The organism is Streptomyces sp. BBFR2, from assembly GCF_044497305.1.
Lineage (GTDB): Bacteria > Actinomycetota > Actinomycetes > Streptomycetales > Streptomycetaceae > Streptomyces.
Window position 1 is genome coordinate 1,727,997 of sequence record NZ_CP172415.1, and the last position, 17,263, is coordinate 1,745,259.

14 protein-coding genes and 1 pseudogene are annotated in these 17,263 nt (G+C 74.4%); 3 read left to right on the top strand and 12 right to left on the bottom strand.

Annotation, left to right across the window (positions count from 1 at the left end):
- Positions 1-197: 197 nt before the first annotated feature.
- The 3 genes from ACGH2B_RS06090 to ACGH2B_RS06100 all read right to left on the bottom strand — a co-directional run bounded on the left by ACGH2B_RS06090 (position 198) and on the right by ACGH2B_RS06100 (position 5,035).
- Positions 198-3,893: a chromosome segregation SMC family protein gene (locus ACGH2B_RS06090; RefSeq protein WP_399085253.1), complete on the bottom strand. Its 3,696-nt coding sequence runs from the start codon at positions 3,891-3,893 to the stop codon at positions 198-200.
- A 282-nt stretch (positions 3,894-4,175) separates the two neighbouring features.
- On the bottom strand, positions 4,176-4,373 hold the full coding sequence (locus ACGH2B_RS06095; protein WP_030287366.1) for a hypothetical protein: 198 nt from the start codon (positions 4,371-4,373) through the stop codon (positions 4,176-4,178).
- Positions 4,374-4,753: 380 nt separating this feature from the next.
- Positions 4,754-5,035: an acylphosphatase gene (locus tag ACGH2B_RS06100; protein ID WP_399085258.1), complete on the bottom strand. Its 282-nt coding sequence runs from the start codon at positions 5,033-5,035 to the stop codon at positions 4,754-4,756.
- Between the two features lie 132 nt (positions 5,036-5,167).
- Between ACGH2B_RS06100 and ACGH2B_RS06105 the strand changes: the two genes are divergently transcribed.
- Positions 5,168-6,055 carry a CAP domain-containing protein gene (locus ACGH2B_RS06105; RefSeq protein WP_399085261.1) on the top strand — a complete coding sequence of 296 codons (888 nt, stop codon included), beginning with the start codon at positions 5,168-5,170 and terminating at the stop codon, positions 6,053-6,055.
- 827 nt (positions 6,056-6,882) lie between these two features.
- Complete coding sequence (locus tag ACGH2B_RS06110) at positions 6,883-7,080, top strand: hypothetical protein (RefSeq protein ID WP_399085264.1); 198 nt, start codon at positions 6,883-6,885, stop codon at positions 7,078-7,080.
- Between the two features lie 12 nt (positions 7,081-7,092).
- Here ACGH2B_RS06110 and mutM read toward each other — a convergent pair whose 3' ends face one another.
- From mutM to rsmD, 7 genes are all read right to left on the bottom strand, one after another.
- The gene (mutM, locus tag ACGH2B_RS06115) at positions 7,093-8,043 is read right to left on the bottom strand and encodes a bifunctional DNA-formamidopyrimidine glycosylase/DNA-(apurinic or apyrimidinic site) lyase (protein ID WP_399085267.1); all 951 of its coding nucleotides are present in this window, start codon (positions 8,041-8,043) and stop codon (positions 7,093-7,095) included.
- Positions 8,044-8,133: 90 nt separating this feature from the next.
- Positions 8,134-8,988 carry a ribonuclease III gene (rnc, locus tag ACGH2B_RS06120; protein WP_399085270.1) on the bottom strand — a complete coding sequence of 285 codons (855 nt, stop codon included), beginning with the start codon at positions 8,986-8,988 and terminating at the stop codon, positions 8,134-8,136.
- Between the two features lie 7 nt (positions 8,989-8,995).
- Entirely contained in the window at positions 8,996-9,169 is a 174-nt protein-coding gene (rpmF, locus tag ACGH2B_RS06125; protein WP_030287342.1) for a 50S ribosomal protein L32, read from the bottom strand.
- A 2-nt stretch (positions 9,170-9,171) separates the two neighbouring features.
- Positions 9,172-9,813, bottom strand: a complete 642-nt coding sequence (locus ACGH2B_RS06130; RefSeq protein WP_399096752.1) for a YceD family protein — start codon at positions 9,811-9,813, stop codon at positions 9,172-9,174.
- 177 nt (positions 9,814-9,990) lie between these two features.
- Entirely contained in the window at positions 9,991-11,079 is a 1,089-nt protein-coding gene (locus ACGH2B_RS06135; RefSeq protein ID WP_399085273.1) for an ATP synthase F0 subunit B, read from the bottom strand.
- 132 nt (positions 11,080-11,211) lie between these two features.
- On the bottom strand, positions 11,212-11,691 hold the full coding sequence (gene coaD, locus ACGH2B_RS06140; RefSeq protein WP_285229398.1) for a pantetheine-phosphate adenylyltransferase: 480 nt from the start codon (positions 11,689-11,691) through the stop codon (positions 11,212-11,214).
- 26 nt (positions 11,692-11,717) lie between these two features.
- Complete coding sequence (rsmD, locus tag ACGH2B_RS06145; protein ID WP_399085276.1) at positions 11,718-12,317, bottom strand: 16S rRNA (guanine(966)-N(2))-methyltransferase RsmD; 600 nt, start codon at positions 12,315-12,317, stop codon at positions 11,718-11,720.
- 179 nt (positions 12,318-12,496) lie between these two features.
- Between rsmD and ACGH2B_RS06150 the strand changes: the two are divergent.
- Positions 12,497-12,626 (top strand): annotated as a pseudogene (locus ACGH2B_RS06150) (peroxiredoxin); the annotation flags it as partial.
- Between the two features lie 235 nt (positions 12,627-12,861).
- Here the strand turns inward: ACGH2B_RS06150 and recG are convergent.
- On the bottom strand, positions 12,862-15,084 hold the full coding sequence (recG, locus tag ACGH2B_RS06155) for an ATP-dependent DNA helicase RecG (RefSeq protein WP_399085279.1): 2,223 nt from the start codon (positions 15,082-15,084) through the stop codon (positions 12,862-12,864).
- Between the two features lie 391 nt (positions 15,085-15,475).
- Positions 15,476-17,224, bottom strand: coding sequence for a DAK2 domain-containing protein (locus ACGH2B_RS06160; RefSeq protein ID WP_399085282.1), 1,749 nt, complete (start codon positions 17,222-17,224; stop codon positions 15,476-15,478).
- Positions 17,225-17,263: the final 39 nt, after the last annotated feature.

Sequence of the window (17,263 nt, forward strand, 5' to 3'; positions counted from 1 at the left end):
AGACCAAGATGAAAATACTTACCCGCCCCGTTCGGCGGCGTGAATTCAAGTTCTAAACAGAGGCTCCGATGCGTCCCCGGACCGTCCCGCAGCCGCGGAGGGGAGCGGGCCGGGGCGGACACCCGCCTCGCCGCCGCGCCGGGCGGCGCCCCGTGCGCCCGGCACCACGCACGGGCACCACGCGCGGCGGCGCGGGATCAGCGCAGCCGCTGGCTGATGACCTTCGAGACGCCGTCGCCCTGCATCGAGACGCCGTAGAGGGCGTCGGCGACCTCCATCGTCCGCTTCTGGTGCGTGATCACGATCAACTGGCTGCTCTCCTGCAGCTCCTCCATGATCCCGATCAGCCGCTGGAGATTGGTGTCGTCCAGCGCCGCCTCGACCTCGTCCATCACGTAGAACGGGCTGGGGCGCGCCTTGAAGATCGAGACCAGCAGGGCCACCGCGGTCAGCGACCGTTCGCCGCCGGACAGCAGCGAGAGCCGCTTGACCTTCTTGCCCGGCGGGCGGGCCTCCACGTCCACCCCGGTGGTGAGCATGTGGTCCGGATCGGTCAGCACCAACCGGCCCTCGCCCCCCGGGAAGAGCCGCCCGAAAACGCCCTCGAACTCCCTCGCCGTGTCGTGGTACGCCTCGGTGAAGACCTGCTCCACACGCTTGTCGACGTCCTTGACGACCTGCAGCAGATCGGCCCGGGTCTTCTTCAAGTCTTCAAGCTGTTCGCTCAGGAACTGGTGCCGTTCCTCCAGTGCGGCGAACTCCTCCAGGGCGAGCGGGTTCACCTTCCCGAGCTGCTGATACGCCCGCTCGGCCGCCTTGAGCCGCTTCTCCTGCGCACCGCGGTCGTACGCCACCGGACGGTTCCTCGGGTGCTCCGGATCGTCGGGCAGCTCCTCCCCCTCGGCCGCGGGCGACGGCGGTACGGGCTGATCCGGCCCGTACTCCGCAACCAGCGCGGCCGGCTCCACGCCCAGCTCCTCCAGGGAACGCGACTCCAACTGCTCGATCCGCAGGCGCTTCTCGGCCCCCAGGACCTCGCCCCGGTGCACCGAGTCGGTCAGCTTGTCCAGCTCCGACGCGAGCGCGCGCCCCTGCTCCCGCGCGGCGGCCAGGGCCTCCTCGCTCCCGGCGGTGGCCCGCTGCGCCACCGCCCGCTCCTCCTCGGCCCGGACGAGGGAGACCTCGACGTGGGCCAGCAACTGCCGGGCGCCCGAGACGACCGCCGAGGCCACCGCCGCCTCGTGCCGCAGCCGGGCGCGCCGCCGCTCGGCGCGCACCCGTGCCTCGCGCTCCGCGCGCGCCCCCCGGTCCAGCGCGTCGGCCCGCCCCGCGAGCGCCTTGACCCGCTCCTCGTGCGTACGCGTCTGGAGCCGGGCCTCCATCTCGGTCTGCCGGGCGTTGGCGCCGTCGGCGGCCAACCGGTCACGTACCGAGGTGTCGGGCTCCTCCTCGCCCGGCTCCTCCTCGGCGACCGCGAGCCGTTCGGCCAGCTCCTCGGCCTCCTCGGTGGCGCGCGCCAGGGCCTCCTCGGCCTTCGCCGTCGCGGCGGCGGCCCGTTCGGCCTCCCCCGCGGCGGCCCGTGCCTGCCCGGCGAGGCGCCCGAGATCCCCGGCGACCCGCGACTGTTCGCGCTCCGCGGTACGCCGCCGGGCGTCCAGCTCCGCGACGTGCGCGGCGGCCGCGGCACGCCGTTCGGCCGCCCCGTGCCGCTCCTCGGCGAGCGCCGCGCAGCGGGCGTCCAGCGCGGCGAGTTCGGCGGCCGCCTCGTCGACGGCGGCGTGCACCTCCAGCAGACTCGGCGCCCCGGCCGATCCTCCGTGCGCGAAGTGCCCGCCGAGGACGTCGCCCTCGCCCGTGACGGCCGTCAGCCCGGGCCGCGCCGCGATCAGGTCCTCGGCGTCCTCCAGCGTCGCGACGACGACCACGTCCCGCAGCAGCCGCCGGACGGCGGCGGTCAACTCCGGTGGCCCGCTGATGAGTTCGGCGGCGCGCAGGAACTGCTCCCGGGGCCCGGGCAGCAGCGGCGCGGCCTCCGGGGCACCCGCCCCGTCCGGCTCCGTACCGGCCTCCCGGGCGGGTGACGGAAGCCGTACGCCGCCCGGGGCGGGGCCGTCGCCCGGGGCCCCGTGCGCGGGCGGCGCCCCCGGGGCGGCCGCCGCGGACACCGTCTCCTGGGGCGCGGCCAGCAGCATCGCCGCCCGCCCCGCGTCCTGCTTGCGCAGCAGCCGGATGGCGTCGGCGGCGGCCGCCGGACCGCTGACCGCGAGGGCGTCGGCGGCGGCCCCGAGCGCGGCGGCGACGGCCACCTCGTGGCCGGGCGCGACGGTGAGCAGCTCGGCGGCCGGTCCCAGCAGGCCGGTCAGCTCCCCGGCCGCGGCCAGGAGCGCGCCGCTGCCGTCCTTGCGCCGCAGTCCCTGGGCGAGCGCGTCGCGCCGGGCCGAGGTGGCGGCGCGGCCGCGCTCCGCGACGGTCAGCGCCTCCCGCGCGGCCTCCAGCGCGGCGTCCGCGGCGGCCAGTTCCCGCCGGGCGGCCGCGTCCCGTTCGCCCTCCTCGGCGCGCGCCGTCTCCAGGGCGCCGGCCTGGGCCGCGCGCCGTTCGTACTCCTCCTGGGCCTCCCGGGCACGCTGCCGGGCGTCGTCCCGGGAGGCGGCCAGGCGGCCGATCTCGGCCTGCGCGGAGGCGGCCCGGCCACGGGCGGCACTGACCTGCCCGCTGAGCCGCGCCAGGCCCTCCCGCCGGTCGGCGAGGGCCCGCGCCACATCGCGCAGCCGCCGCTCCTCGTCGGCCAACTGCCGCTCCAGCGCGGCCCGGTGCTCGACGGTGTCCTCCAGCGCCCGGCTCGCCGCCTCCACCGCGGCGGTCAGCTCCGCCTCCTGCTCACGGATACGGGCGGCCTCGCGCTCCATGTCCTCCGGGTCGCGGCCGCGCCGCTCCTCCGGCGGTGCCTGCCGCGCGCTGCGGACCCGCGCCTCGGCGAGCGAGACGGTGCCGCGCACCCGCTCGGCGAACCGCGACAGCTCGTACCAGTTCTGCTGGGCCCGCTGCACCCGCGGCGTCAGCGTCCGCAGCCGCTCCTCCAGCTCCGCCTCCTGCCGCCGGGCGTCCCGCAGCCGCTGCTCGGCGGCCTCCTTACGCTGCTTGAGCGCCGCCTCGTCGGCGATCTCGGCGTGCAGCGCACGGCGCAACGTGACGAGGTCGTCGGCGAGCAGCCGCAGCCGGGCATCGCGCAGATCGGCCTGGATGACGGCGGCGCGCCGGGCGACCGCCGCCTGCCGGCCGAGCGGTTTGAGCTGGCGGCGCAGCTCATCGGTCAGATCCTGGACGCGGGCGAGGTTCGCCTGCATCGCGTCCAGCTTCCGGACCGCCTTCTCCTTGCGCTTGCGGTGCTTGAGAACACCGGCGGCCTCCTCGATGAAGGCCCGGCGGCCCATCGGATCGGCGTGCAGCACCCCGTCGAGCTGCCCCTGCCCGACGATGACGTGCATCTCCCGGCCGATACCGGAGTCGCTGAGGAGTTCTTGGATATCGAGCAGCCGGCAGGTGTCACCGTTGATCTGGTACTCGCTGCCACCGTTACGGAACATCGTCCGGGTGAGGGTGACCTCGGCGTACTCGATGGGCAGCGCCCCGTCGGAGTTGTCGATGGTCAGCGACACCTCGGCCCGGCCGAGCGGGGGCCGCCCGGTCGTCCCGGCGAAGATGACGTCCTCCATCTTGCCGCCGCGCAGCGACTTGGCACCCTGCTCACCCATCACCCAGGACAGCGCGTCCACGACGTTGGACTTGCCGGAGCCGTTGGGCCCGACGACGCAGGTGATGCCCGGTTCGAAGCGGAGCGTCGTGGCGGAGGCGAAGGACTTGAAGCCTCGCAGGGTCAGACTCTTGAGGTGCACGCCGTGCGACTTTACCGGCCCATTCCGGGCGCCCCGGCCGACATCCCGGGGCCCGGCGGGCCCCGCCGCGCCCCCTCGCGTCCACTTTCGGTTTCGCTCCGTGTGGCGCAGGGCACATCATGCGGTAAGCGCCGAAAGGATCCGGCGCTCGGGGCGCGAGGAAGGCGGACATGACGAAGGGACGCCGAAGCGTCCCTTTTGCAGATCTCGCGTGACGCGGATCGTGCTGATAGCAGTTCCTCAAGCAGGTGGCATACGCTGCACCGGCCCTTGAGGCGGGGGTCAGGTGAGCGCGGGCTCCGCCTGGGGTACGTCGAGCATCGAACCGTCGTGACGTGCGGCAGCGGACAGCATGTCGTTTTCGGCCTGCATCCGGATCAGTTCGGATTCCAGGTCCTGTACGCGCTGCTGAAGCCGTCGCATCTCGGAGAGGACTCGGGGGTCGGAGCCGCCGACGTAACCGAGAAGCGCCTTTGCCATGATGGATGGTCCTCCACAATGAGTGACCGACCGAAGCGGTGTGGGTCGTGAGGGATTCGCACCCGCGGTGCTTGTCATTTGCGGGGTTCTCAATGCCAAACAGCTAAGGTGCGCGGGGATTCCAGAGTCTCACCAATTGTTTTGACGGTCAACACGATCACACCCCGTATCGCTGGGCACCTGAGACGGCGCGGCCGTGCGGGCCGGGCGCCGGTTCTCCAGAAAGGTCCCGCGGGGCGTGGAGATCATCCGTACAGCGGCAGCCTTGCACGGGACGGCCGAGTTGGCAACCACCAGGCGAAATCTCCCGACGGCGGACCTCCCGGACCCGGTCCGAAGATCATCCTCGGGGCCGCTCGGGGGCGGCTTTCCGTCGTCCGTCAGCGCGTCGCGAAGCCGTCGTAACCCCCGCGCGGGGTGTCCCATATCTCAGTCACACCGTCGACGCGTCCGGGCGTGTCCCCGGCGCGCAGCCACTCCAGCAATTCCTCGCAGCGGTCCTTCGGGCCTTCGGCGACGACCTGGACGCGTCCGTCGTCCAGATTGAGCGCGAAGCCGACCAGATCGCCGATGCGGAGGGCGTTGGCGCGGGTGAACCAGCGGAATCCGACGCCCTGGACCCGGCCGCGCACCCATGCCGTCAGGCGCACTTCTTCGTTCATGGCGTGCACGGTATCCGGCCGATCGGCCGTCGAGCACATCGGTCCGATGGGGCATGGCGTACAGTCACCCGGCAATCCAGCTCACTCGTTCGAGTGAATTTGACGATGCTGAGGACGGAAGGACGCCAGCGGATGGGCCGCCACAGACGCTCTGCTCCCCCTGCCACCGGACCGGCAAGCGCCCCGCCCGCCGACGCCGACGCCGGTGAGCGCGGCCGACGGGGCCACCGGGCCCGGCGCACGGTGCCGGTGCGGACAGGGCTGATCGGCGCGTCCGCCGCGGTGGCGATGGGGACCGTCGCGGTCGCCTCGGGGCTGATCCCGGGCGGCGACCGGTACGTGGTGGGAGAGGACGGCGGGCCGCCGGTCCGGGCCGGAACGCTGCCGGACGCCTCGCCGCAGGGCGGTGAATCGGCCGTACCGACGGGCCGGGCGACGGGCGCGGTCGGCCGCGGTGGTGGCCGCACCACGGCCCCCAATGCCGGCCGGCCCACCTCCGCGGCGTCCCCGTCCGCCTCGCCGTCCCCGGCGAAGCACCATCGGCCGGCGTCGCCCACGGCCGGCGCCGGGCACGGTGGCGGCGCCACCTCCGGTACGCCCACCACGGCGCCGACCGTCTCCGCGCCCCCGCCGCGTCCGGCGGGCTCCGGGGCCGAGGCCCAGGTGCTGTCGCTGGTCAACGAGGAGCGCGCCAAGGCCGGGTGCGCGCCGGTGAAGGCCGACGGGGAACTCGCCTCGCTGGCCCGGGACTTCAGTGACGACATGGCCGCGCGCGGCTTCTTCGACCACACCGACCCGGATGGTGCGGGGCCCTGGGAGCGTGCCCGTAAGGCCGGCGTCCCCGGTCTCGGCGGTGAGAACATCGCCCGCGGCCAGGCCGACGCCGCGGCCGTCATGGCTTCCTGGATGAACAGCCCGGGGCACCGCGCCAACATCCTCAACTGCGAGTACCGCACGCTCGGCGTCGGTGTCCACCGCGGGCCGGGCGGCCCCTGGTGGACGCAGGACTTCGGTTTCTGATCCCGGACGCCGCCGTCCTCGTCCCGCCGGTGGGGCGAGGAGTGTGCCCGCGGCGCCCACGACGGCGGCGATCATGCCGGCGATGACGGTGCCCGTCCCGGCGCCTGCCCGGTCCGCTCCGCCGTGGCCCCGGCGCTTCCTTCCGTTCGTCGTTTCCTGATCTTCGGCCGCGCGCCGCAGGAGATACGTATGCGGCGCCGCGGTGGCGGGACGCCTGGTGCGAGGTGACGCGGCGGCGGGCCGGCTCGGCGCGGAGGCGGTCGGGGTCGCCGGTCGTCCGGAGTTCGTCCAGGACGGCGGCGATGGCGGCGAGGGGTGGCCGCCGCGCCGCAGCAGTGCGGTGAAGCGCACGAGGCGCGGTTCGGCGGCGGGGTGGCCGCGGTATCCGGTGGCCGGTTCGCGGTCCGGACGGAGCAGACCGTGGTGTTCCCAGAGCCACAGGGCGGGCGGCCGGACGCCCACGGCGCGGGCCGCGAGGGCGGGCGGTGCGGCGTCCGGCACCGTGGCGAGGGCGTCGTGGACCGCGGTCAGCTCGCCGCGTTCCCCGTCCAGCCTGGCGTGGCCGGCGTCGAGCGCGGTCTCCTCGTCACCGTCATGGAGGGCACGCAACCGGCCCGCCACGCCGCCCTCCCCCGCTGCCCCGTTCCGTCCGGCGCGCGCAGCCTACGGGCCGGACCGTCCCCCGTGGCAGGTCTCGTCCCCGGTGGGGATTTTCCCGCCCATTCCCGCGCCGACCTGCGCAGATACCGTCGCAATCTCTGGGCGCTCCGGCAGGGAAGACTGATAGACCCGGTGGGACGACATCCCTGACGAGAGGAAGGCCGCGTATGAAGTTCGTGCTCGAAATCGAGGTGGACGAGGGGAAGGTCGCGCAGGACCCGGCGGGTGAGCTGGGCCGCATCCTGCGCTACTGGGGCGGCAACCTCCACCACTACGCGATGGCGCCCGGCGACGGCGCGGCGGTGTACGACTCGGAGTACCGCGAGGTCGGCCGCTGGCACGTCACCGGGACGCCCGGTGGCTGACCGGCCGGCGCCTCAGGGCCGCGGCGGCCGCTGGCAGCGCGGGCAGAAGTAGCTGGAGCGGTTCATCCACGGACGGCGGCGGATCGGGGTGCCGCACCGGCGGCACGGCTCGTCCTCCCGTCCGTACGCATCGAGGGAGCGCTCGAAGTACCCGGACTCGCCGTTGACGTTGACGTAGAGGCTGTCGAAGCTGGTGCCGCCGACGGCGAGGGCGGCGGACATCACCTCCCGTACGTGGCCGAGGAGTTCGGCGGTGCGGGGGCGGGTGAGGGTGGCGGTGGGGCGCTCGTAGTGCAGGCGGGCGCGCCACAGCGCCTCGTCGGCGTAGATGTTGCCGACGCCGCTGATCAGGGACTGGTCGAGCAGGGCGCGCTTGAGCGTGGTGCGGCGGCGGCGCAGCGCGTCGTGGAAGGCGGCGTCGTCGAAGGCCGGATCGAGCGGGTCGCGGGCGATGTGCGCGATGGCGTCCGGGAGCTGGTCGGCGTCGCCGGGCACGGTGTCGTGCAGCGAGAGGCCGCCGAAGGTGCGCTGGTCGACGAAGCGGAGTTCGGTGCCGGCGGCGTCGGCGGGCGGCGGGCTCACCGTGTCGTCGAAGCGGATCCGGATGCGCAGGTGCTTCTCGTCCGGCGCGTCCTGCGGCTGCACCAGTAGCTGCCCGCTCATCCCGAGGTGGGCGAGGACCGCGAGGCCATGGGTGACATCGGTGGTGACCTGCGGCGCGAGGCCCTCGGCGGCACTCTGCGCGGCGGGACCGCCGCCGGACACCGGCAGCCAGAGGTACTTGCCGCGGCGCCGTGCCGCGTCGATGCGCAGTCCGGTCAGCCGGGCGGCGAAGTCGGCGGCGCCCGCGGTGTGGCGGCGGATCGACCGCGGGTGCAGCACCTCGACCGTGTCGATGGTCCGGCCGCTGACCCAGCGCTCCAGTCCTCGGCGGACGACCTCGACCTCGGGCAGTTCGGGCACCGCGGCTCTCCTCACGGGTTTTCGGCAGGGCTCGGAAAAGACTTCTGACCCCGTCGGGCGGTGTCGCCCGGCGGGGTCAGAAGGGGTGGTTCAGCGGGCCGGCGTCGAGGAGTCGCCGGAAGCCGTGGCGGGGTCGGCGGCGGTGCCGTCCGTCCCGGCCTTGGCGCGCTCGTCCGCCGCGGCGCGGATGGCGCGCCACGCGGATTCCGCCGCCTGCTGTTCGGCTTCCTTCTTGCTGCGGCCGGTGCCGGTGCCGTACGAGACACCACCGACGCGGGCGGCAGCCGTGAACGTCTTCTCGTGGTCCGGTCCGGCCTCGGTGACCAGGTATTCCGGGACGCCGAGACCTTCGGTCGCGGTGAGTTCCTGGAGGCTCGTCTTCCAGTCCAGGCCGGCGCCGAGGCTGGAGGACTTCTCGATGAGCGGGTCGAAGAGCCGGTGTACCAGCTCGCCGGCCGCGTCGAGGCCCTGGTCGAGATAGACCGCGCCGATCACCGCTTCGAGGGTGTCGGCGAGGATGGACGCCTTGTCCCGGCCGCCCGTGCCTTCTTCGCCCCGTCCGAGGCGGATGAAGGCGCCGAGGTCGAGGCCGCGGCCCACCTCGGCGAGCGCGCGCGAGTTGACCACCGCGGCCCGGAGCTTGGCCAACTGGCCTTCCGGGAGGTCGGGGTGGATGCGGTACAGCGTGTCCGTGACCACCAGGCCGAGCACGGAGTCCCCGAGGAACTCCAGCCGCTCGTTGGTGGGCAGACCGCCGTTCTCGTACGCGTAGGAACGGTGCGTCAGCGCACGTACCAGAAGGGCGGACTCAAGGTGGTACCCGAGCCGCCCTTCCAGAATCGTGTGGGACGAGGCCGTGTCCGCCGGTGCCTGCTCCTCGCCGCGGGTGCGGGCCGAGGGGCGGGCGTCTTGCGCCTTCTTGGGGCTAGACACAGTGCCTGTCACCAGCCGCTCAGACCTCGAGGACCTGGCGCTTGTTGTAGGTGCCGCAGCTCTGGCACGCGATGTGCTGCTGCTTCGGCTCGTGGCAGCGCTCGCACGCCACCAGGGTGGGGACCGCAGCCTTCCACTGCGACCGGCGGTGGCGCGTGTTGCTGCGCGACATCTTCCGCTTCGGAACAGCCACGGCTACTTCTCCTGCTTCTCGTCGACGTGCGCTGATCGAGGCGCGTCGCCGCTCAACTTGTCCTTCTCGTCGTCCTGGTCGGTCCCGACGAGTCCCTGCAGTGCCGCCCAACGGATGTCGACGGCGTCGTGGTGGTGGTCCGGGTCGTCCGCGAGCCGCGCTCCGCAATCGGAACACAGACCCGGGCAGTCTTCCCGGCACACCGGCTGCAGCGGCAGTGCGAGCACCACCGCGTCCCGCAGCACGGGTTCGAGGTCGAACAGGTCGTCCTCGACGAAGAGTGTGTCCTCCTCGTCCTCGGCGTCGTCGCCGGATTCCGCGGGGCGGGTCCGGGCGTCGGCGTCGGGGTAGGCGAACAGCTCCTGGAAGTCCGCTGTGAGCTCACGCTCCAGCGGCTCCAGACACCTTACGCACTCCCCCTTCACGGTTGCACGGGCGGTGCCTGTGACAAGCACCCCGTCCATGACCGATTCCAGGCGGAGGTCGAGCGCGATCGGGGCGCCCTCGGGCACGCCGATCACCTCGTTGCCGAGGTCCCGGGGGGCCTCGACGGTGCGGGAGAGCCGCTGGAGCGCGCCGGGACGACGGCCCAGCTCGCGCGTGTCGAACACGAGCGGGGAACGGTGGTCGAGGCGGGCGTTGATGGCTTTCCTGCTTTCTGTACCGGGGGTCCGGCGCTCGGACTTTCCGGCCACCGGACCCGGAATGCGGGCGGGGGCGGAAACGGGCAGCCGGGATCGCGGACGTACACGCGACCGAACAGCCAGGATACTGGACCGGCCCGGATAGGCCCAATCCGGGCCGGTCCGGGCCAAGGGCGCCTAGGGGCGGCCCTCCTCGTACTGCCGGAGCTGGTCGAGGTTGATCATGCTGGTGTCGAAGAGGCTGGTCTCGTCCAGGGCGCCGGGCTGCGCGGGCGGCTGCTGGGGCGTCTGCTGCGGGGCCGCGTAGCCCGCCTGCGGGGCGTAGCCCTGCTGCGGGACCTGCCCGGCGGCCTGCTGCTGCCAGCCGTAGCCGTACGGGTCCTGCTGCTGGGCGTACTGCTGCTGCCCGTAGGCGTAGCCGTCCTGGCCCGCGGGGTAGCCCTGGTCCGGGTAGTAGCCGGGCTGGGCGTACTGCGGGGCCTCGGCGGCGGGCTGGAGCGGCTGCGGGGCGGGCGCGGCCGGGGCGGCGGGCTGCTGCGGGGCGACGTCGGCGAGGCCGGCGAGGTACTCCGCGTCGGCCTGGTGACCGCCGGCCCGCTCGTCGCCCTGGGCGGCGAGGTGGGCGCCCAGCTCGTCGACGGCGCGGGCGCCCTGGAGCTTGTCGCGGCCGCGGCCGACCGCTTCGAGGGTCTTGGTCAGCACCGCCTGGAAGGCGCCGAACTTGGCGTCGACGTAGGCGTCGGCGCGTTCGGTGAGGGTCGCCGGGTCGCTGCTGCGCTCGGGGGCCTCCGTGTCGGCGTAGCCCTGGTCGTCGAGGCCGGGGCCGCGGCCGAGCAGTTTCTCCCGGCCGCGGTCGACGGAGCCGATGGTCTTGGTGAGGACGACCTCGAAGTTGGCGAGTTTGCTGTCGACGTAGTCGTCGGCCTCGGCGCGGATCTCCTCGGCCTCGCGGCGGGCCTCGGCGAGGATGCGGTCCGCCTCGTCCTGCGACTGGCGGGCGACCTCGGTGTCGGAGATCAGCGAACCGCGGTGGGCGTGGGCGGACTCGATGATCCGCTCCGCCTCGGCGCGGGCCTCCTCGACCATCCGCTCGCGGCCGCCGAGCAGCTCCTGGGCCTGGGCCAGCGAGCCGGGCAGCGCCGCGCGCACCTCCTCCAGCATGGCGAGCAGTTCGGCCCGGTTGACCACGCAGGACGCCGACATGGGCACGGAACGGGCGCTGCCGATGTTGTCGACGATCTCGTCGAGCTTCTTCTGCACGTCCACGTTGGACTCGCCACTCTCTGAAGGGATGGAACGAGGGAACGCCCCGACTGTACGGCCACCCGGCCCCGCTCCGACACCTGCTGACGGCGCGTCAGCAGGTGGTGACGCCCGGCCGGTACGCCGGGGTGCCGCTCAGCGCTGCCGCAGCCGCTCGGTGAGCGCTTCCAGGACGAACGGCGGGACGAGATGGCCCACGTCGCCGCCCCACGCCGCGACCTCCTTGACCAGGCTGGAGGAGAGGAAGCTGTAGGTGGGGTTGGTGGGGACGAAGAGCGTCTCCACGCCGGACAGCCCGTTGTTCATCTGGGCCATCTGGAGTTCGTAGTCGAAGTCGCTGACGGCGCGCAGTCCCTTGACGATCGCGGGGATGTCGCGCTGCTTGCAGAAGTCGACGAGCAGCCCGTGGAACGCCTCGACCTCGACGTTGCCGTACTCGGCGGTGGCCCGGCGGATCAGGTCGATGCGTTCGTCGACCGTGAAGAGCCCCTGCTTCGACTGGTTGATCATCACGGCGACGTGGACGACGTCGTACAGCTTGGAGGCACGGGCGATGATGTCCAGATGCCCATTGGTGATGGGGTCGAAGGACCCCGGACAGACGGCGCGGCGCAACTCTGGTTCCTCGCTCTCCGATGCGTTCATGACACGCGTTCCGACGTCTCGTCGGGGGACGTCGAAGCGGCGCGACCGTACCAAAGCGTCCCCTCGCCGTAGCGGCGGGCCTTGATCGCCGCGAAACCGTCGGGCCAGGAGAACGCGCCGCCTCGGGTACTCCGCTCCACCGTGACGAGTGCGTCCGGCGCGCACCAGCCCGCACCGCGGAGTGTGAGGAGGATCTCCCGCAGTTCGTCGTCGGTGACGGCGTACGGCGGGTCGAGGAAGAGGACGTCGTACGGGGCGCCGGGCGGGGCGCCGGCGGCGGTCTGTTCGGCGCGGCCGGTGCGGACCTCGGCGCCGGGCAGGCCGACGGCCTTGACGTTCTCACGGACGGTGCGGGCGGCGCGGGCGTCGGCCTCGACGAGCAGGACATGGGCGGCGCCCCGGGAGAGCGCCTCCAGGCCGACCGCGCCGGAGCCGGCGTAGAGGTCGAGGACCCGGGCGCCGGTCAGCGGGCCGTCCAGCGACTCCCAGGTGGAGAAGAGGCCCTCGCGCGCGCGGTCGGAGGTCGGGCGGGTGCCGTTGCCGGGGGGTACGGCCAGTCGGCGGCCGCCGGCCGTACCGGCGATCACGCGGGTCATGGGCCCGTCCTTACGTGGTGCGGGTTCGGTGGGGAGACGGCGGCCGGGGTGCGGCGCCGTGGCCTCCACGATATTCCGGCCGGGCGGGAGGCGGCGTGCGGCGGGTCGCGGGGCGCCGGGGGAGGGTGAGGCTTCTCACGTGGGGGCGGCGTGGGGCGGGGCCCGAGGCGTGGGCCCCGGGGAAATGGAAGATCGTCTTCGCGTGGCCGGAGGACTTCACCTTCCGGTGCCGCGCCGGGATCGGCGTCTTCGGCGGGCCGAACGGCGAGTTCGCCGGTGCGTGACGCCCGGATTCTCGGCGGGGCGGGCCCGGGCGTCGCTCGGCGGGCCGGGCCGGTCACCCAGGCTCGCCGATGGGCCGGTCGCGCAGCCCCGGGTGGCGGCCCGGGACCGCCGTCTTCGGCAGGCGGACGGTGCGTTCGCCGACCGTGACGCCCGGATCCTCGGCGGGGCGTGGGGCCGGGCCCCGCTCGGCGGGCGGGGCCGGTCGTGCGGGCTCGTACCGTCAGCCGGGCCCGCCCCGCGGGCCGGGCGCCCCCGCCCGTCACCCCTTGTCGAGGTACTCCTCGCGTTCCTCGTCCAGCAGGGCGGCGAGGGCGGTGCGCAGTTCGGGGTAGGCGCCGAGGGAGGGGTCGGCGGTGACGACGGCGGTGGCTTCCTCGCGGGCGGCGGCGATGACCTCCTCGTCCTCGATGACGGCGAGCATCCGCAGCGAGGAGCGGACGCCGGACTGGGCCTGGCCGAGGACGTCGCCCTCGCGGCGCTGTTCGAGGTCGATACGGGAGAGTTCGAAACCGTCGAGGGTGGCGGCGACGGCGGCGAGGCGGGCGCGCGCGGGGCTGGCCTCCGGCATCTCGCTGACCAGCAGACAGAGCCCGGGGGCGGAGCCCCGGCCGACGCGGCCGCGGAGCTGGTGGAGCTGGGAGACGCCGAAGCGGTCGGCGTCCATGATCACCATGGCGGTGGCGTTGGGGACGTTGACGCCGACCTCGATGACGGTGGTGGCGACCAGGACGTCCAGCTCGCCGGCGGCGAAACGGCGCATGACGGCGTCCTTGTCCTCGGGCGCCATGCGGCCGTGCAGGGCGGCCACCCGCAGCCCGGCCAGCGGTCCGGCGGTGAGCTGCCGGACGAGGTCGAGCACGGCGAGCGGCGGCCGCTTCTCCTCGGCGTCCTCGGGCGGCTCCCCGTCCTCCGCGCCGCCCTTGCGGCCCTTGCCCGCCGCGGGGGCGCCCTCCTCGTCGCCGATGCGGGGGCAGACGACGTAGCCCTGGTGGCCCGCGGCGACCTCCTCGCGGACCCGCTCCCAGGCACGGGCGAGGAAGTGCGGCTTGTCCTTGGCGGGAACGACGTGGGTGGCGATGGGTGAACGCCCGGCGGGGAGCTGGTCGAGGACGGAGGTCTCCAGGTCGCCGAAGACGGTCATGGCGACGGTGCGCGGAATGGGGGTGGCGGTCATCACCAACAGGTGCGGGGTCCGCTTCTCGCCCCGGGAGTGGCCCTTGCCGCGCAGGGCGTCGCGCTGCTCGACGCCGAAACGGTGCTGTTCGTCGACGACGACCAGCCCGAGGTCGTGGAACTGGACCTTGTCCTCGATCAGGGCGTGGGTGCCGATGACGATGCCCGCCTCGCCCGTGACGAGATCGAGGAGCGCCTGACGGCGGGCGGCTGCGCCCATGGAGCCGGTGAGCAGTACGACCTTGGTGCCGTGCTCGGCGCCGCCGAGCATGCCGCCCTGGGCCAGCTCCCCCATCATCTCCGTGATGGAGCGGTGGTGCTGCTGGGCGAGGACCTCGGTGGGGGCGAGCATCGCCGCCTGTCCCCCGCTGTCGACGACGGCGAGCATCGCGCGCAGCGCCACCATCGTCTTGCCGGAGCCGACCTCGCCCTGGAGGAGGCGGTGCATGGGGTGGGCGGTGGCGAGGTCGGTGAAGATCTCCTCGCTGACCTTCCGCTGGCCCTCGGTGAGGGTGAACGGCAGCCCGGCGTCGAACGCGTCGAGAATCCCGGACTCGGTCAATGGGCGGGGTACGGCGGGGAGTTGGGTCTCGGCGAAGCGGCGGCGGGCCAGCGCGACCTGGAGGACGAACGCCTCGTCCCACTTCAGCCGGGCGCGGGCGTCGGCGATGTCGGCCTTGGTGCGCGGGCGGTGGATCTTCTCCAGCGCGTCGGGCAGCTCCACCAGCCCGCGGCCCTCCCGCAGCGCCTCCGGCAACGGGTCGACGGCATCCCGGGCGTGGGGCAGCACGGCGTCGACGGCCTTGGCCAGCTTCCAGGACGCCATCTGCTGGCAGGCCGGGTAGATCGGCATCAGCGCACCGGCGAAGGCGTCGACCGCCTCGCTGCCGGTCTCCTGGTCGAGGAGGGCGTATTCGGGGTGGGCGAGCTGGAGCTTGCGGTTGAAGACGGAGACCTTGCCGGCGAACATCGCGCGGCGGCCCGGCACCAGGTCCTTGTGCGGCTTGTGGATGCCCTTGCCGAAGAAGACCAACTGGAGGCGGCCGCCGCCGTCGGTGAGCGTGACCTCCAGACGCTGGCCGCGGCCGCCGTTGAACCGCAGGACGCGGGCGTCGGCGACCTGGGCGACGACGGTGACGTGCTCGTCGAGCGGGAGATCGGCGAGGCGGGTCAGCTCACCGCGCTCGGCGTACCGGCGCGGGTAGTGGTGCAGCAGATCGCCGACCGTGTGCAGGCCGAGGTGGTCGGCGAGCACCTTCGCGGTGGTGCCACCGAGGGTCTTCTTCAGAGGTTCGTCGAGCGCGGCCACGAACCCATTGCACACCATGCCACTGACAACGCGGCCGTCCGGCGGGCGGAGAGGCCGGCCGGGGCGGGGTACGCGGGGCGGTCCGGGAGACGGAGCGGCTGTCCCGCGCGGGGCGTGGGCCCCGAGGCGGGCGGGGCGCCGCACGCGCGGCCCCGTGCGCCCGGCGCCATGCGGTTCCGGCCCCGTACGGACCGCCCCGTACGGACACGCCCCGCACGCGCAGGCCCGCACGCGCAGGAGCGGTCCCCTTCACGCCGGCCCCGTGCGGGAGCATCCGTGCCTGAGCCCGGTCCCGCACCCGGCCCCGTACTCCGCCCCATGCGCGCGGCGCCTGCCGCGTCCCGTGCCCGGCGCCCCGCGTGCCCGGCGGCGCCCCATGCGCCCCGCCCCGTTACTCGACCCCGATCAGCAACGGCGCCGCGTGGTGGCCTCCCTCGTACACGACGGTGTCGACGGCGAGGAAGCGTTCGCGGACGTGGGACTCCAGGCGTTCGGCGAGGCCGTCGGGGGCGCAGGCGCCGCGGACCAGGGTGACGAGTTCGCCGCCGGCCGAGAGCATCCGGTCGAGGACGGTGAGGGCGGTGTCCGTCAGGTCGGCGCCGATGACCGCGACGTCGCCGTCGATCAGCCCGAGGACGTCGCCCTGCTGGCAGACGCCGGCCATCGTCCACGCCTGGCGTTCGGCGACGGTCAGTTCCGCGTAGCGGGTGGCGCCCGCGGCCGAGGTCATGGCGACGGCGTCCTCGTCGAAGCTGCGGTCGGGCTCGTGCACGGCGAGCGCCGCGAGGCCCTGTACGGCGGCGCGGGTGGGGATGAGCGCGACCCGGATGCCCTCGGTGCGGGCCGCCTCGGCCGCCGCGGCGGCGGTGTGGCGCAGCTCGGGGTCGTTCGGCAGCAGCAGCACCTCGCGTGCGCGGGCCTGCCGGATCGCCTGGACCAGCTCCCCGGAGGCGGGCGGCTCCCCGGGGCGCACGCGCACCGCGGTCGCGCCGGCCTCCTCGCACAGCGCGGCCAGGCCCTCTCCGGGGACGACGGCGACGACGCCCCGCGCGGCCGGTTCCGGCACGGGGCGCGCGGTGTGCGCGGCGCCGTCGAAGTGCGTGATGCGGATGCGGTACGGGCGGCCCGCCTCGATGCCCGCCTCGACGGCGGCGCCCGCGTCGTCGACGTGGACATGGACGTGGAACAGGCCGTCGCCGCCGACCACGACGAGGGAGTCGCCGAGCGCGTCGAGGCGGGCGCGCAGCCGCACCACGGCGGCGTCGGTGGCCTCCAGAAGGTAGATCACCTCGAAGGCGGGGCCCGTCGCCTCCCCGGGCGGGCAGGTCTCCGGGGCGGCCCCGGTGACGGCGGCGGGCCCCGCGGCCTCCGGGAGCGGGGCGTCGGCCCGTACGGCGACGGGAGCGGCGGTGACCTCGCCGGACAGGGCGTCCGCGAGCGCCCCCAGCAGGGCGACCAGGCCGCAGCCGCCGGCGTCCACGACCCCGGCCCGGCCCAGGGCGGCGAGCTGCCCGGGAGTGGCGCGGAGGGCGGTGCGGGCGGCGTCGTGGGCGGCGCGCGCCACCGCCGCGGTGTGCGGTGCGGTGGGGGCGGCGGCCACCGCGGCGTCGGCGGCACCGGCGGCGACCGTCAGCACGGTGCCCTCCACCGGGTGCGCCACGGCCTCCCGGGCGGCGGCCGCGGCGCGGTGCAGCGCCCGTCCCAGGGCGGCGGGCGGGCAGCCGTCGGGCCGCTCGTCGCCGTCGGGCCGCTCGTCGCCGGCGGGGCGCCCGGCGCCGGGGGCGGCGGTGTCCGGCCCCGTGCCGGGCGCCGGTGGTGCGGCGAGGACCTCGGTCATCCCGCGCAGCAACTGGGCGAGGATGGTGCCGGAGTTGCCGCGCGCCCCGATGAGGGCGCCGTGGGCCATGGCTCCGGCGGCGTCGGCGAGGCAGGGCGCGGTGCCCGCGGCGGCGTGGCCGTCGAAGGCCGCCTCGACGGCGCGGGCGGCGGATTCGAGGGTGAGATAGAGGTTGGTGCCGGTGTCGCCGTCGGCCACGGGATAGACGTTGATCGCGTCGATCCGGGCGCGTTCCCGGCCCAGCGCCTCCAGCGCCAGCCCGCACCAGGTGCGGATCGCGGCGGCGTCGAGCGGGTGCGGCACAGCGTCCTCCTGGATGCGCGGGATGACCGCACAGTAGCC

Excerpts from the sequence above, each read along its gene's own strand:
- rsmD (WP_399085276.1), bottom strand. The coding sequence starts at position 12,317 with ATGACCCGCGTGATCGCCGGTACGGCCGGCGGCCGCCGACTGGCCGTA.
- ACGH2B_RS06100 (WP_399085258.1), bottom strand. The coding sequence starts at position 5,035 with ATGAACGAAGAAGTGCGCCTGACGGCATGGGTGCGCGGCCGGGTCCAG.
- ACGH2B_RS06110 (WP_399085264.1), top strand. The coding sequence starts at position 6,883 with ATGAAGTTCGTGCTCGAAATCGAGGTGGACGAGGGGAAGGTCGCGCAG.
- ACGH2B_RS06095 (WP_030287366.1), bottom strand. The coding sequence starts at position 4,373 with ATGGCAAAGGCGCTTCTCGGTTACGTCGGCGGCTCCGACCCCCGAGTC.
- ACGH2B_RS06105 (WP_399085261.1), top strand. The coding sequence starts at position 5,168 with ATGGGCCGCCACAGACGCTCTGCTCCCCCTGCCACCGGACCGGCAAGC.